Source organism: Polaribacter sp. MED152 (assembly GCF_000152945.2).
Lineage (GTDB): Bacteria > Bacteroidota > Bacteroidia > Flavobacteriales > Flavobacteriaceae > Polaribacter.
The window spans coordinates 2491976-2507081 of record NC_020830.1 but is presented as its reverse complement, the minus strand read 5'-3'; the positions used below and the strand labels follow the sequence as shown (position 1 = coordinate 2507081).

General features: G+C 29.4%; 14 protein-coding genes. 10 read left to right on the top strand and 4 right to left on the bottom strand.

The window, feature by feature from the left end; translation table 11 throughout:
- The first annotated feature begins 74 nt into the window (after positions 1-74).
- Positions 75-518: a hypothetical protein gene (locus MED152_RS11055; RefSeq protein WP_015481971.1), complete on the top strand. Its 444-nt coding sequence runs from the start codon at positions 75-77 to the stop codon at positions 516-518.
- 153 nt (positions 519-671) lie between these two features.
- Complete coding sequence (locus tag MED152_RS11050) at positions 672-3044, top strand: hypothetical protein (RefSeq protein WP_015481970.1); 2373 nt, start codon at positions 672-674, stop codon at positions 3042-3044.
- Between the two features lie 116 nt (positions 3045-3160).
- Here MED152_RS11050 and MED152_RS11045 read toward each other — a convergent pair whose 3' ends face one another.
- From MED152_RS11045 to MED152_RS11030, 4 genes are all read right to left on the bottom strand, one after another.
- Positions 3161-3877 (bottom strand): heavy-metal-associated domain-containing protein, encoded by a 717-nt coding sequence (locus tag MED152_RS11045; RefSeq protein ID WP_015481969.1) that lies wholly within the window; start codon positions 3875-3877, stop codon positions 3161-3163.
- Between the two features lie 5 nt (positions 3878-3882).
- Positions 3883-4296 carry a heavy-metal-associated domain-containing protein gene (locus tag MED152_RS11040; RefSeq protein WP_015481968.1) on the bottom strand — a complete coding sequence of 138 codons (414 nt, stop codon included), beginning with the start codon at positions 4294-4296 and terminating at the stop codon, positions 3883-3885.
- 15 nt (positions 4297-4311) lie between these two features.
- Positions 4312-6555 carry a TonB-dependent receptor gene (locus MED152_RS11035; RefSeq protein WP_015481967.1) on the bottom strand — a complete coding sequence of 748 codons (2244 nt, stop codon included), beginning with the start codon at positions 6553-6555 and terminating at the stop codon, positions 4312-4314.
- Between the two features lie 74 nt (positions 6556-6629).
- Entirely contained in the window at positions 6630-7034 is a 405-nt protein-coding gene (locus tag MED152_RS11030; protein ID WP_015481966.1) for a hypothetical protein, read from the bottom strand.
- Between the two features lie 110 nt (positions 7035-7144).
- Between MED152_RS11030 and MED152_RS11025 the strand changes: the two genes are divergently transcribed.
- The 8 genes from MED152_RS11025 (at position 7145) to rodA (ending at position 15034) form a co-directional block, all read left to right on the top strand.
- Entirely contained in the window at positions 7145-7597 is a 453-nt protein-coding gene (locus tag MED152_RS11025; RefSeq protein ID WP_015481965.1) for a GAF domain-containing protein, read from the top strand.
- Between the two features lie 72 nt (positions 7598-7669).
- Entirely contained in the window at positions 7670-7798 is a 129-nt protein-coding gene (locus tag MED152_RS13870) for a hypothetical protein (protein WP_302846643.1), read from the top strand.
- 116 nt (positions 7799-7914) lie between these two features.
- Positions 7915-9441 carry a bifunctional phosphoribosylaminoimidazolecarboxamide formyltransferase/IMP cyclohydrolase gene (purH, locus tag MED152_RS11020; RefSeq protein ID WP_015481964.1) on the top strand — a complete coding sequence of 509 codons (1527 nt, stop codon included), beginning with the start codon at positions 7915-7917 and terminating at the stop codon, positions 9439-9441.
- A gap of 75 nt (positions 9442-9516) precedes the next feature.
- Entirely contained in the window at positions 9517-10545 is a 1029-nt protein-coding gene (locus MED152_RS11015) for a rod shape-determining protein (protein WP_015481963.1), read from the top strand.
- Positions 10546-10563: 18 nt separating this feature from the next.
- A complete protein-coding gene (gene mreC, locus MED152_RS11010; protein WP_015481962.1) occupies positions 10564-11388 on the top strand; it encodes a rod shape-determining protein MreC in 825 nt (274 codons plus the stop codon).
- Positions 11381-11884 carry a hypothetical protein gene (locus tag MED152_RS11005; RefSeq protein ID WP_015481961.1) on the top strand — a complete coding sequence of 168 codons (504 nt, stop codon included), beginning with the start codon at positions 11381-11383 and terminating at the stop codon, positions 11882-11884. The genes mreC and MED152_RS11005 overlap by 8 nt, the downstream gene beginning before the upstream one ends.
- Positions 11884-13773, top strand: a complete 1890-nt coding sequence (mrdA, locus tag MED152_RS11000) for a penicillin-binding protein 2 (RefSeq protein ID WP_015481960.1) — start codon at positions 11884-11886, stop codon at positions 13771-13773. The genes MED152_RS11005 and mrdA overlap by 1 nt, the downstream gene beginning before the upstream one ends.
- Positions 13754-15034, top strand: coding sequence for a rod shape-determining protein RodA (gene rodA, locus MED152_RS10995; protein WP_015481959.1), 1281 nt, complete (start codon positions 13754-13756; stop codon positions 15032-15034). The genes mrdA and rodA overlap by 20 nt, the downstream gene beginning before the upstream one ends.
- The last annotated feature ends 72 nt before the right edge of the window (positions 15035-15106 follow it).

Below are 15106 nucleotides of genomic sequence, written 5' to 3'. Positions count from 1 at the left end.
ATGTAAACAGTTACAATATTGGCATATTTTTTGATATTTATTTATTGAATAACTAACATAAAACCCTAAATACTATGAAAAAAATAATATTTGTCTTCGCAATTTTACTTTCTTTTACTTTTAATGCACAAAATAATCCAGAGGTAATAGATACGTCTGAATCTTTTGATACTTTTATACCCGATGAAAATGGTAGACCTTCACAATTTCTAACTAGATATTTAAGAAATCATAATAGATTAAACTTAAGCAGAAAGATAAAAAACATACTATTAAAACCAAATATTTATAGTGATGGAGAATATGCCTTAAGAGATTCTAAACAATTTGGTAATGGTACCACAAGTTTGACTAATATCTTTTATGATGGAAAACAAATTTTTGGTGAAGGTATAAATAGACTTTACGTGATTGAATTTACGAGAACAGATGAAATTCAGAGCATAAGTAGATCTAGTGTTGGTTATGATAAGAATATTCAGATTTTCTCCAAGAAATACATAAAAAGCTTAAAATAAAGAATATAAGTCCGTTAAAATTTTTTAACGGATTTTTTATGTGATTACCTCAGAAAAAATAAAACTCAAACACCTTATTTTCAAAGCATTAAATCTCATAAGCTAGTATTAATATTTAATTTCATTATCTTTAAAAAAATTAATCCTCTAGCTATGAAAATAAAACCGTTTTTACTTTATCTATTTCTATTTTCAATTGGCCTAAATATTTATAGCCAAGAGAAAAGCATCGAAAACTCCTTTAAGAATTACTTCGAAAATACACGAGAAATTCCGTATTTACATTTAAATAAAACCACTTTTTTATTGGGTGAGAAACTATGGTTTCAGGCATATGTAAACGAACAAAACACGAGTAAACTTCATCCGAACACAACAAATTTATATGTAACCGTTTTTGAAGAAACAGGTAAGAAGAAAAGTCAACAACTTATAAAAATAAAAAACGGAATTGGTAGAGGTTCTATTGACATAGATTCTACATTTATAAACAAGAATTATTATGTAAAAGCAACCACCAATTGGATGCTCAACTTTAAAGAAAACAATTCTTATCAGCAAAAAATTAGTGTTTTAAACTCAGATAAAAATAAAGAAGAAATAGTTTCTACTTATAATGAAGAAGATTATTTCGAATTTCAATTATTTCCTGAAGGTGGGCACTATTTAGTGAATGCTGAAAATACAGTTGGCATTTTATTAAAAGACGCAAATAATAAAGGTTTAGAAATTAAAGAAGGAATTATTAAGAATAGTGATGGTGAATTTATAGACACCTTTTCTACCAATAAATTTGGTTTAGGTAAAGTATCTTTCTATCTACCAGAAGATGATATTTATACATTTGAAGTAGAATTTTCTAATGGTATAAAAATTGAAAATAAAATTATAGAACCAAGAACTGTTGGTGTTCTTTTAAAAACCACTCAAACCACAAATGGTGTTGAAATACTTATTGAAACCAACCCCATAACTGCTGCATTATTAAAAGATAAAGCCTACACCCTATTTGTACACAATACTAGATCTTACAAGAAATATAATATTCAATTTAATGCAGAAAACACAAGGTATTTAGTGGCATTAAAAAAAGAGAACATAGAAAACGGTATGAATGTTATTACTCTTTTCAATGAAGAGAAAAACGCAATATGCGAACGTGTATTTTACAATGAAAATCCTAATTTATTTTTTGATGTTAAACTAAATCAATTAGCGTCTTCTAAAGATTCTATCGCTATTAGAATTGTTAATGACTTAAATGAAAAGGTTTATTTAAGTACTTCTTTTTTGCCTAATAACACAAAAGCCTACAAACCACAAAACACTATTAAAAGCGCTTTTATTTTGAACCCTTTTGTGAGAGGGCAAATCGAAAATCCTGAATATTATTTCAATCAAAATAATACCAATAGATTACAAGAATTAGATTTATTATTAATTACTCAAGGATGGAGTAAATACAGCTGGAAAAATATATTTGATGAAATTGAAAAACCAAAATATGATTTTGAACAAGGTATTGATGTGAAATTTACACTCAATAATGCTCCAAAGAAAAATCAGACTGTTATTGTTTATTCAGATGAAAACGATTTGATTGTAGAAATGAAACCAGATAATAAAGAGTTATTTATAGATAATTCATTTCTTATTAAAGATTCTAAATTTAACTTCGGCTTAAAAACTAATAATAATTCTGTTACTAAAATTGGCCCGAGTTTAACCTACTCAAAAAGTTCTATCACAGATATTTTAAACAAAACTCTAGAAAAAGAGTCAAATAAAGCTGAACTTGAAATTTCTAACTTTAAAAGTTTAACAGATGGTGTTAGTACTTTAGATGAAGTTATTGTAAAAACTAAAAGAGTTAAGAATGAAGCCAATGCATTTGGAATAGCAACCATGCTTACCACTTTTAGAATGGATGACATGCTTGTTACCAGTGGTGATTTGGTCTTAAACTTCTTATCACAAAAAAGATTTGATGTGCAAGTGAATAATGGTGATATTTTTATTGGTAAGAGAAGACCAGACAGAAATCATAGTATGTCTGGAAATAGTGATAACTATACAAGGCAATTAAGAAATGTTAGGGTTTATTTAGACGGATCTGAAATAACTCAAAGTTTATGGATTTTAGACGGTCTTTACTTAAACACACTTAAGAGTATTTCTTTTGGTCAAGACCCAAGTCAATTTAACGAAGTTATTTACATGTATTCACTATCAGCAAAAGAATATAGCAGAAAAAATTCTGAATTTAAAGAATTCTTTCTCCCTGTTGGTTTCTCAAAAGAAATAGAATATTATAGCCCTAAATACCCTAGTTTTTTAGATCAAACTTATATTAATTATGGTGCAATTTTTTGGAAACCTTTAATTTCTATTGATAAAAACTCTATGTATGATTTTAAAGTTCCTATTAATCAACAAAAAAATATTAAAGTTTATTTGGAAGGTATTTCTTCATCAGGTAAGCTTATCACAAAAGAAGTGAAGTTAAGTTCTAAGAAACCTATTTAATTATTTTACGATAGTTTCGTAATTACAACAAATACAGTAGAAATTAACACAAAAACTACTTTAAATAGAAAACCCGCTAACTAAATTAGCGGGTTTTCTATTTTTATATCAACCAATTAAATCATTACAATTAACATATAAACTGCCATACAAATCATTATAGAATTTTCTATAAATGTTGCTTTTGTCATTGGCAAATTTAAAACTGAACCCAAACAAGCACATTTAATACTTTGCTTGCTAAGTAATGATTTTGTTACACCAATTGTAGTTATGCCCAAAATTATAATTGTAATTATTAGAGCTGGTACTATTTGAAATCGCATTAGAAAAAAGAAACCCAAAAGCAATTCTATAAAAGGGTATATCAACCCATAATTTGGTATACGTTTAGCTATAGGATCGTACATTGCAAAACTGGTAGAAAATCCTTTTACATCTAAAAACTTGAAAAAACTAAATACCACATAAAATAGCCCCATAAACGTAAACATAAACTCAGAGGTTTGCCAAGGATTTCTATTTATAAGTATTGAAGCTGTTGTTATGAAAGCAAAAATTAAAAATAATGGATAAAGTTGCTGAATTTCTGATTTTCCATCTTCAATAAATGCTACATCAGGAATTTCCTTTTGTTTAGTAATAGTAAATTTATCGGGTAAAGCAGCTTGTAATTTTGACAAGGAAACTTTATTGTCAAAGTTAATTTCAACCTCATTTTCTTCTAAGTTAACCTGTGCTGTATTTATATCAGGAAGCGCTAATAATGCTTTTTCAACCGAATTTTTACATCCATTGCAAGTCATTCCAGAAACCGAATATGTATGTTTCATGCTAACTATTTATTGTTCTTCTTTTGTTTCTTTAATTCTCCTTTATGATCTTTCACAATCTCATCACTTCTATATTTACAACAAGGATGAACAGAATTGTAAGCTTCTTCTTTAGCGATTAACTTCTTATTATCATCTAATAAAATATCATGCCCAACATTCAAAATATTCTGTTGTATGGTTGCCACTTCTGTTTTACGTTCATCTAAAATTACATTTAATTGATGTGTTTCTGGGCTCCAAATAGCAAACTTTACACCTTTAGTCTTTAATGCTGCAGATTCAATTCGTTTTTTACACATACCACAAACGCCATCAACCTTTATCACCTCTTTTGCGTTTTTGTTCTTTTTAATTTCTTGAGATTGCGCTGTAAAACCAATCAAAATTATACCTAAAGTTAAAATTATTTTATTCATTTTTTATATCTGTTTTTAATTAATATTAAATCTTAAACCTGTGTATACAGACCTTCCAAATATTGGTGCGTATACAATTGTTGTATCAAAATGTGCTCCAAAAGGATCATCGCTTGCCAAAACAGGATTATTTTGTTGCACGTTTGTTAAATTCTCTGCTCCTAAATACACCTCAAACCTTTTAGAAAATACCTTGGTTATTTGTGCGTTTAATAACTGATAAGCATCTACCATATCAGATAATTGGTATTGTGCTGGTTTAGTGCTTGTATTAGGCAAACGTTGCTTACCAATATTGTTAAATGTTACATCGAACTTCCATTGCCCATTATTAGGACTAAGTTCTGTTTCATAAGATAAATTGGCAAAAAAGCGATTTCTTGGCTGAATAGGCTTTTGTAAATTACCAGATTTATAATCTGTAGAAATATCAAAATACTTATAAGCCGTTCTTAAATTCAATCTTTCTGCTAAGGTATAATTTACTTCTATTTGAAAACTATTTGCAACACTATTACCATCTAAATTATAGAAAGCAATTTCCTGAGGATTTTCCCAATCTACAACCACTTGATTGTCAAATTTTGTTTGATAAAAATCTAATGTTACGTCTCCTTTCTGATTAAATAAATTAAATTTCTGTAGATAAGAAACTCCATAATTCCATGCAATTTCTGGATTTAATCCATAAATATTACCACCAACATCATCAATATTTATTTGTCTAGAGCTGGCAAATAATTGCTGATTTTCTGCAAAAATGTTTGCGCTTCTTTTACCTCTACCAACAGATGCTCTAAGAACACCTTTCTCCCAAGGCACATATCTTAAATGCAATCTTGGTGTAACAAATGTACCTAGTAAATTATGAGTATCTAATCTAATACCAGCTGTTAAACTAAAATCGTTTAAATTATCAAAAGCATACTCAAAAAAGCCTCCAAACGAATTTTCTCTTCTATCAAAATTTGTGGTGTTTACCAGCTCATCAAATTTATCATAGGTAAAACTTAACCCTGTTTTAAATTTATTACGAGTATCCCCTATTATAGAATTAAAAATAAGATTAGAATACATACTCTGATGCTGTATATCATAAACACTTAGCCCAAAATAAGAATCTTGTTTATGATTACTATATGCCATTTGAAAACCAATACTTTGAAAAGGCAATTCAGGAAAAACATAACCTAGTTTAAAAGAAGTATCAAAAAGTTTGGTATCTATTTCACTTCCCCAATTATTGGTTGTTCCCTTATCTATGTCAGGATTATAATTTAATTCTCCAGTTTGTTTTTCATCATTTAAAAAACGAACATTTATAAAACTTACCCAACCTTTTTCAGCATCTGTAAACTGCCATCTGTTCATTACATTTATTTGATTTGCTAATGGCATATCTAAAAAGTTATCATTATTTCTATCAAACTTTTGACCTCTATAATTGCCATGAACATATAAACCTGTATTCCATTTATCTGATACTTTCTGATTGAAATGCGTGTTTAATTCAAAACGCCCCATTTGAGAAGCATAGGCATTTAAAAAGAATTTATTATCCGTTAACGGTTTTACCAATTCTGCATTTATTTGACCAGAAATACTTTCAAAACCATTTACAACAGAACCTGCACCTTTGGTTATTTGTATACTTTCTACCCAAGTTCCTGGTGTAAATGTGAGTCCAAAAACCTGACTTGCACCTCTTACAGAAGGAATATTTTCTTGCGTAATTAGCAAATAAGGACTAGTTAAACCCAGCATTTGAATTTGTTTTGTACCCGTTAATGCATCAGAAAAACTTAAATCTATTGACGGATTCGTTTCAAAACTTTCTGCCAAATTACAGCAGGCTGCCTTAAGCAATTCTTCTGCATTTACCGTAAACATATTTGTAGTAGACAAAAATGACTTCTGAACAGCATTTCGTTTACTATTAATGGTAATTTCTTCTAGCTCACTTTCTAAAGTTAAAAAGTGATGGATTGGTTTTAAGTTATCTATAATTAAAGTATCTGTCTTATAACCCAAATAACTAACTACTAATTTTTTGTATTCTGGTTTATATTTAATTGTAAACCAACCATTTTCATTTGTTATTGTGCCAACATTTGTATTTAGCCAATGCACACTAACACCTTCTACTCCTAAATTATCTTTAGGGTTGTTTTTATCCATAATCATTCCTGTAAAAGAATTTTGAGAAAAGATTAAGAACGGAATAAATAGTAAAATACTACTTATAAAATATTTTTTCATTTATTTATTTTTTAATTGAGAACACGTGTTTTATACCGCTATTAAAGCAGTGAACTGTGGGCAATTAAAAAAAATCAGATTAAGAAAGTTTGGTATTGTACCTGGTAATTTATAGGAATATCAGGTGGAGAAAAATCTTTAGAAAAGAAAATATTTAAGCTCTGATCGCTAAAAAGATCTTTATAAGTGATAAAAAAAGCAGCTACAAATTGTTGTTGATCAAATGTAAACTCTTCTACTTTTTGATTCTGCAACTCTTCTTGACCCTCTACTTTTTGAACTTCGTCCTTACAACAACCTTTCATAGTTTCTGTGGCATCAGAATCCATTTGCATACCACAATCATCGGTTTTACCTGTAAGAGAAACATCCACTAAAAAATCTCCACAATAATGTGCATCAACAGTAAAAGATAATGTTGAAAACAGCACTAAAAACGATAGTGCAACAGATGATATTTTAATAAAAAAATGTTTCATTTTAGAACTACAAATTTAAGAAAAGATATTCTAACTTTGTGTTAAATTTGTAACCCTTAATTTTATATAAGAAAGGGAATTTAATTTGATAAAATTTACATAATTAAGTTATGAATATAGCAGTTTTAAAAGAGAACATAAATAATATAATTACCACAAATAATTCTAAAGATGAAAAATTACAAGCTATCTGTGATTATTTAGAAAATGAAATTTCTTACTATGATTGGGTTGGTTTTTATTTCAAAAACGGAGACAAAAACGAACTTAAATTAGCACAATATACAGGAGAAGAAACAGAGCATACCATTATACCTTTTGGAAAAGGAATTTGTGGACAAGTTGCAGTTAGCAATGAAAATTTTGTAGTTCAAGATGTTTCTGAACAAGATAATTACATTTCTTGTGGTTGGAAGGTGAAATCAGAAATTGTAATCCCGATTTTTGTGAATAACGAAAATATTGGTCAAATAGATATAGACTCTCATACTGCCAATACTTTTACGGAAAAAGACGAAGAACTCTTAGAATATGTTTGCGAAAAAGTGGCTAATATTTTATAAAAATTTGTTTTTATAAAAATATTCTATAAATTAGTTCGCTGAAACACATTAGATAATCATTAATACCCCCACATGATGAGAACTAAAGAATACTTTACCTCGTACGCTAAATCTAGCAAAAAATTCAATTTAAAAGAAGAAGACACTGTTTATGACCAATTTGTTTATTGGTTTAGAGATTTTCTAGACAGTGCAGAATAATTACTAGCAAATTAAAGAAATCAAAATGTTAATTACTTAGTAGTTTTGTTACTATCTTTTCATTGCGATTTCTTTAATGATTGCTTAGATTTGCTTGCTTAACAACACAACTTGTAATGAGCACTTCAAAAACAATTAAATCAGCATTAATTTCGGTATTTCACAAAGATGGTTTAGTACCTATTGTTCAAAAATTAAATGAACTAAATGTGACCATTTATTCTACTGGAGGTACAGAAAAATTTATTAAAGAATTAGGTATTGATGTAGTACCTGTAGAAGATGTAACTTCTTATCCTTCTATCTTAGGAGGTCGTGTAAAAACGCTTCACCCTAAAGTTTTTGGAGGAATTTTAAACAGACAAGATCATGAAGGAGATATTGCAGAAATGCAAGAATATAACATTCCTCAAATAGATTTAGTTATTGTTGATCTTTATCCTTTTGAAAAAACAGTTGCTTCAGGAGCACCTGAACAAGATATTGTAGAAAAAATTGACATTGGTGGTATTTCTTTAATTAGAGCATCTGCAAAAAACTTTAAAGACACTTTTACTGTTTCATCAATGGAACAATATGATGAGTTTTTAGAAATTTTATCTGAGAACAATGGAGAAACTACAATTGAACAACGCAAGAAATTCGCTGCAAAGTCATTCAATATTTCTTCTCACTATGACACTGCTATTTTCAACTATTTTAATGAAGATGAAATCGTTTATAAAGCCAGTGAGACTACTTCTAAAACTTTAAGATATGGAGAAAACCCTCATCAAAAGGGATATTTCTTTGGAGATTTAGATGGAATGTTCGATAAATTACATGGTAAAGAATTAAGTTACAACAACCTTTTAGATGTTGATGCTGCAGTAAATTTAATGAACGAGTTTGTTGGTGAAGATCCAACTTTTGCGGTTTTAAAACATAACAATGCTTGTGGTTTTGCTCAAAGAAACACCATTAAACAAGCTTATTTAGATGCTTTAGCAGGAGACCCTGTTTCTGCTTTTGGAGGCGTTTTAATTTCTAACACAGAAATAGATGCTGAAACTGCAGAAGAAATTCACAAATTATTTTGTGAGGTTGTAATTGCACCTTCTTTTACAGATGAAGCTTTAGAAATTTTAAAAGGAAAGAAAAATAGAGTTTTATTAATTCAAAAAACCACAGATTTACCTTCACAAAACGTTAGAACTGCTTTAAATGGGTTATTAGTTCAAGATAAAGATGCTAAGACAGATACTTTAGAGGATTTAACTTACGTTACCAATACAAAACCATCTGAAAGCGAGTTAAAAGATTTATTATTTGCTTCAAAAATTTGCAAGCACACTAAATCTAATACTATTGTTTTTACAAAAAACAATCAACTTTTAGCAAGCGGAACAGGACAAACTTCTAGAGTTGACGCATTAAGACAAGCTATTGAAAAAGCTACAAGTTTTGGATTCGATTTAAAAGGAGCAGTAATGGCAAGTGACGCCTTTTTCCCATTCCCTGATTGTGTAGAAATAGCTGATAAAGCTGGTATAACAAGTGTTATTCAACCTGGAGGATCTATTAAAGATCAACTAAGTATAGATTACTGTAATGATAACAATTTATCTATGGTAATGACAGGTACAAGACATTTTAAACATTAAATTAATAATCATATTTACAAGATTAATTTTTGTAAATTTGTAAGAATACACACTTTCAAATAAGAAATAATTTCTATGGGTTTTTTTGATTTTATGACAGAAGATATTGCGATTGATTTAGGAACCGCAAATACGCTTATCATACATAATGGAAAGGTTGTTATTGATAGCCCTTCTATAGTTGCCAGAAATAGAGTTTCTGGTAAAATCATTGCTATTGGTCAAGAAGCCAACTTAATGCAAGGAAAAACCCATGAAAATATAAAAACCATCCGTCCTTTAAAAGATGGTGTAATTGCAGACTTTCAAGCTTCTGAAGAAATGATTAAGGAATTTGTAAAACAGATTCCCTCTATTAAAAAGAAATTATTTCCACCTGCTTTACGTATGGTAATTTGTATTCCATCAGGAATTACAGAGGTAGAAAAAAGAGCGGTTAGAGATTCTGCAAAACACATGAATGCCAAAGAAATATATTTAATCTATGAACCAATGGCTGCTGCAATTGGTGTTGGTATAGATATCATGGAACCTAAAGGTAACATGATTATAGATATAGGTGGTGGTACTACAGAAATTGCAGTTATTGCTTTAGGTGGTATTGTATGTGATCAATCTGTAAAAGTAGCTGGTGATTTATTTACTAGTGATATAATGTACTACATGAGAACTCAGCACAACTTGCACGTTGGTGAAACAACTGCTGAGAAAATAAAAATTCAAATAGGTGCAGCAACTGAAGATTTAGACACTCCACCAGATGAAATGTTAGTTCAAGGTAGAGATTTATTGAGTGGTAAACCAAAGCAAGTTCAGGTTTCTTTTAGAGAGATTGCTAAAGCTTTAGACAAATCTATTCTAAGAATTGAAGATGCTGTGATGGAAACGTTATCTAAAACTCCACCAGAATTGGCTGCAGATATTTACAATACTGGTATTTATTTAGCAGGAGGTGGATCTATGTTAAGAGGTTTAGACAAACGTTTATCTCGAAAAACTGATTTACCAGTTTATGTTACAGAAGATCCTTTAAGAGCTGTTGTTCGTGGAACAGGAATAGCTTTAAAAGAATTAAACAAATACAAGAATGTTTTAATGAACTAGCATTATTAATTTTTAAGAATGCAACAAATTATATACTTTTTTCAAAAGTTTAAGTACTTCTTATTTTTTCTTGTATTAGAATTTATTGCCCTTTTTCTTATTTTTAATAATCTTAGTTTTCATAAAAGTAAGTTTGTCAATTCAGCAAATACCATTACTGGTGGCTTATACTCACAATCTTCTAATATTTCAGAATATTTTGGATTAAAAAAAGAAAATAAACTTTTAGCAGAAGAAAATACTCGATTGAAAAATTTGCTAGCTAAAAGCAACTCTAATTTGGTAAGTAAAGACTCTACCATATTGGATACTTTAAACTTTAATCAAAAATATACTTTTACAACAGCAAAAATTATAAACAACAACTACTCCAAAGATTTTAATTTTATTACTATAAACAAGGGTGAAAAACAAGGAGTGCAAAAAGAAATGGCAGTTGTAAATAGCAGAGGAGTTATTGGTATTACAGAAAATGCTACAAATAATTATGCTAGAGTACAATCTATCTTAAATAAGAATAGTAAAATAAATGCACGTTTAAAAAACAGCAATTACTTTGGCTCTTTAGGTTGGGATGGTAAAGACTATAATACTGTTCAACTTTCTGATATACCAAGACAAGCCCCTTTAAAAATAGGAGATACTATTGAAACTGGAGGTAAATCCACTATTTTTCCAGAAGGGATTTTAATTGGAACAATTTCTGAAATTAACAAAGGTAATAGTGCCGATAACAAAGTAAATGTCACTCTTTTTAATGATATGAGTAATTTAGGGTATGTTTACATTATTAAGAACTTTGATAAACTGGAAATTAAAAAACTAGAGACTCAGAATGAATAGCAGTGTACGTCTTATTTTCTTATTCTTTGGTTTGCTGTTTTTACAGGTATTCATCTTGAACAATATTTTGTTTTTAGGACATATTAATCCCTATTTATATATTGTTTTTGTTTTTCTATATCCTTTAAAAGAAAACAGAATTCCTTTTTTATTTTATACATTTTTGTTGGGTTTAGGAGTAGATTTCTTTTCTGATTCAGGAGGTATACACGCTTTTTCAACCTTAATTATAGCTTATGCAAGATTGTTTTTTGTTAAATTATATTTTAGAAAAGTAGCAACAGATTATGCTTTTTTCAAGTTAAAATCAGAACCTTTTGGTAAAAGATTTAACTATGTTGTAACTTTAACTTTAATACATCACCTTATTTACTTTTCTTTTGCTAATTTTAGCCTTCAGAATATTTCTGGTGTCATTTTAGACACACTATTTTCTAGTATTTTTACGTTAGTTTTATACTTTTTAGGGAGTTATATTTTTACTAAAATTGAATAATGCAAAAAAGTTTTTTACTATATTTTTTAATTACTATTACAGGTTTAGTTTTTATTGGACGATTATTTCAACTGCAAATAATTAAAAGTAAAAATTATGATCCTATACACAATGCTGCTGTAAAAGTTGTTTACGATTATCCAGAACGTGGCTATGTATATGATAGAAATGGAGAATTATTGGTAGCCAACCAATTATCTTATGATGTTATGGTTCAGCCAAACCAAGTAAAACCATTAGATACTTTAGAGTTTTGCAATCTTTTAAAAATTGATAAACAAGATTTTTTAAAAAGGTTTAAAAGAGCAGAAAGGTATGCTTCTTATCTACCTTCAGTATTTTTGAAACAATTAGCTAAAGAAGATTTTGCCTTTTTACAAGAAAAATTGCATAAATATTCAGGGTTTTACATCCAAAAAAGAATAATAAGAGATTATCCATTGCCAGCAGCAGCCAATGTTTTAGGTTATATTGGTGAAGTTAATGAGCAAAAGGCTAGAACTAATAGCTATTATCAACAAGGAGAGTTAGAGGGTAAAGATGGTATTGAGAGGCAATATGAAGATGTTTTAAGAGGCAGAAAAGGTAAAAAGTATTTACATAGAAATCGCTTTAATAAAGTTACTGGTTCTTACCAAAACGGATCTAAAGACACCTTGCCTGTTAATGGTAAAGACTTGATGTTAACCTTAGATATTGAGTTACAAATGTATGCTCAAAAATTAATGAAGGGTAAACGTGGAGGAATTGTAGCTATAGAACCTTCTACAGGCGAAATTTTGGCACTAGTAACAGCACCTTCTTACGATCCTAACATGTTAGTTGGTAGAAAAAGATCTCCGAACTCCTACAAACTTTTTAATTTAGATAGCATCGAGAAACCCACTTTTGATAGAGGTTTACTGGCAGCATATCCTCCAGGTTCACCTTTTAAGATGATGAATGCTTTAATTGGTCTTCAGGAAAACGTGATTAATAAACAAACTACTTTTAGATGTTATCATGGGCATAGATATGGTAATAGACCAAATGAATTTATGGGTTGCCACTGTGGAATTTACAATAGACCCATCAAATTAAAAACGGCCATTGCAAGATCATGTAATAGCTATTTTTCTAATACCTACAGAAGAATTGTGGAGAAAGATAAAAATGCATCTGAAGGTTTAGATAATTGGAACAGACATGTAAGTAGTTTTGGATTAGGAAATTATTTAGGATATGACTTACCTGCTGGAGTTCCTGGATTAATTCCAGATGGCAAATATTATGATAGCCGCTATAAATACACCTGGAATGCATCTACAAATATTTCTAATGCAATTGGCCAAGGAGAAGTGCTAACTACACCCATTCAATTGGCTAATTTTACTGCAGCTATTGCAAATAGAGGTTTCTTTTACACGCCTCATATTGTTAAAAAAATTAATGACGAGTTTATTGATGATCCGAATTACGTTAAACCAAAACAAACTACAATTGATAAAGAGAATTTTTCTCCTGTAATTGAAGCAATGCATGAAGTTTTTAAAAGCGGAACTGGTAAATACAGTCAAGTAAAAGGTATTGAAATATGTGGTAAAACTGGAACTGCAGAAAATTTTGTTATTAAAAACGGAAATAAGGTTCAGTTAGATGACCATTCGATTTTGGTTGCATTTGCTCCTAAAGATAATCCAAAAATAGCTTTAGCCGTTTTTGTAGAAAATGGTGGGTATGGCTCTACAATCGCAGCACCAATTAGCAGTCTCATCATAGAAAAATATATTAACGGATCTATTTCTGATAAAAATAAATACAGAGAAAATTCTATGTTTAATATGAGCTTAGAACACATTTATGCCAAACAAATAGAAAACCCAGAAGAAATTGCGTCAGGAACGAAATAATATTTTTGCAGGTGTTGATTGGCTAATGGTTTTGCTCTATGCTATTTTAGTTGGCTTTGGCTGGTTAAATATCTATGCAGCTTCATCTTCCGAAGAAAACAATGAAATTTTCGATTTCTCAACAAAATATGGCAAACAATTAATTTGGATAGTGCTATGTATTCCACTAGCCATTGGTGTTTTATTTTTTAATTCCAAGTTCTACGAACGATATGCACCTCTATTTTATGTCTTGTCGCTATTAAGTTTAATTCTACTTTTTCCCTTAGGAAAAGAAATAAATGGAGCAAAATCTTGGTTTAATTTTGGAGTAATGAGCTTACAACCTTCAGAATTTGTAAAAGCTTTTACAGCCTTAGCAATTGCCAAACTTTTAAGTGATAGACAGTATAACTTTAAGTTGATAAAAAATCAAATTAAATCGTTTATCATTGTATTTTTTCCAGCATTTCTTATTTTCTTACAACCTGATGCAGGATCTGCTTTAATATATGTATCCTTTTTCTTTGTGCTACATAGAGAAGGTTTAACTCTAAATTACATTTTGCTTGGTGCAGTTATAATAGCTCTATTTATTTTAACCATTTATTTCGGATTTAAAATAGTTTTGTTATCTGCTTTTGCACTTTTGAGCATACTTGCCATCTATCTTATCTATAAAGGAGGAAAAAGATTTTTCAGATTTAACTGGTATAAAATTTTCGGCCTTTACTTTGTTTTAGGTGGTTTTATATTCGGTACTGGCTATATCTACGAAAATGTATTGCCTTCGCATCAAAAAGATCGTTTTGATATACTTTTAGGCAAAAAAATTGATAATAAAGGTATTGGTTATAATTCTTATCAATCTGAACTAACAATAAGCTCTGGAGGATTGTATGGTAAAGGATTTTTAAATGGAAACTTAACACAAGGAGATTTTGTTCCAGAACAACATACAGATTATATTTTTAGTACTGTAGGTGAAGAATGGGGATTTATAGGAAGTAGTTTGGTAATCATCTTTTTTATGCTACTTATGTTTCGAATTATTTATCAAGCAGAAACACACACCAATAAATTTGGTCGAATTTATGGCTATGGATTAGCTTCAATTCTATTTTTTCATGTAATTGTAAATATAGGTATGGTAATAGGAATACTGCCAACTGTTGGTATACCTCTACCCTTTTTTAGTTATGGAGGATCATCTTTATGGGGTTTTACAATCCTACTATTTATCTTTATAAGATTAGATGCTCACAAAAACTACGATTTCTAAAAAATACTTTACGTAATTTTAGAGCAAAAAAAAACTCTGATTTCTATCAGAGTTTCATTTTATATTCTAAAA

Coding starts and splice junctions, on each gene's coding strand:
- MED152_RS11055 (WP_015481971.1), top strand. CDS start 75: ATGAAAAAAATAATATTTGTCTTCGCAATTTTACTTTCTTTTACTTTT.
- MED152_RS11050 (WP_015481970.1), top strand. CDS start 672: ATGAAAATAAAACCGTTTTTACTTTATCTATTTCTATTTTCAATTGGC.
- MED152_RS11045 (WP_015481969.1), bottom strand. CDS start 3,877: ATGAAACATACATATTCGGTTTCTGGAATGACTTGCAATGGATGTAAA.
- MED152_RS11040 (WP_015481968.1), bottom strand. CDS start 4,296: ATGAATAAAATAATTTTAACTTTAGGTATAATTTTGATTGGTTTTACA.
- MED152_RS11035 (WP_015481967.1), bottom strand. CDS start 6,555: ATGAAAAAATATTTTATAAGTAGTATTTTACTATTTATTCCGTTCTTA.
- MED152_RS11030 (WP_015481966.1), bottom strand. CDS start 7,034: ATGAAACATTTTTTTATTAAAATATCATCTGTTGCACTATCGTTTTTA.
- MED152_RS11025 (WP_015481965.1), top strand. CDS start 7,145: ATGAATATAGCAGTTTTAAAAGAGAACATAAATAATATAATTACCACA.
- MED152_RS13870 (WP_302846643.1), top strand. CDS start 7,670: ATGATGAGAACTAAAGAATACTTTACCTCGTACGCTAAATCTAGCAAA.
- purH (WP_015481964.1), top strand. CDS start 7,915: ATGAGCACTTCAAAAACAATTAAATCAGCATTAATTTCGGTATTTCAC.
- MED152_RS11015 (WP_015481963.1), top strand. CDS start 9,517: ATGGGTTTTTTTGATTTTATGACAGAAGATATTGCGATTGATTTAGGA.
- mreC (WP_015481962.1), top strand. CDS start 10,564: ATGCAACAAATTATATACTTTTTTCAAAAGTTTAAGTACTTCTTATTT.
- MED152_RS11005 (WP_015481961.1), top strand. CDS start 11,381: ATGAATAGCAGTGTACGTCTTATTTTCTTATTCTTTGGTTTGCTGTTT.
- mrdA (WP_015481960.1), top strand. CDS start 11,884: ATGCAAAAAAGTTTTTTACTATATTTTTTAATTACTATTACAGGTTTA.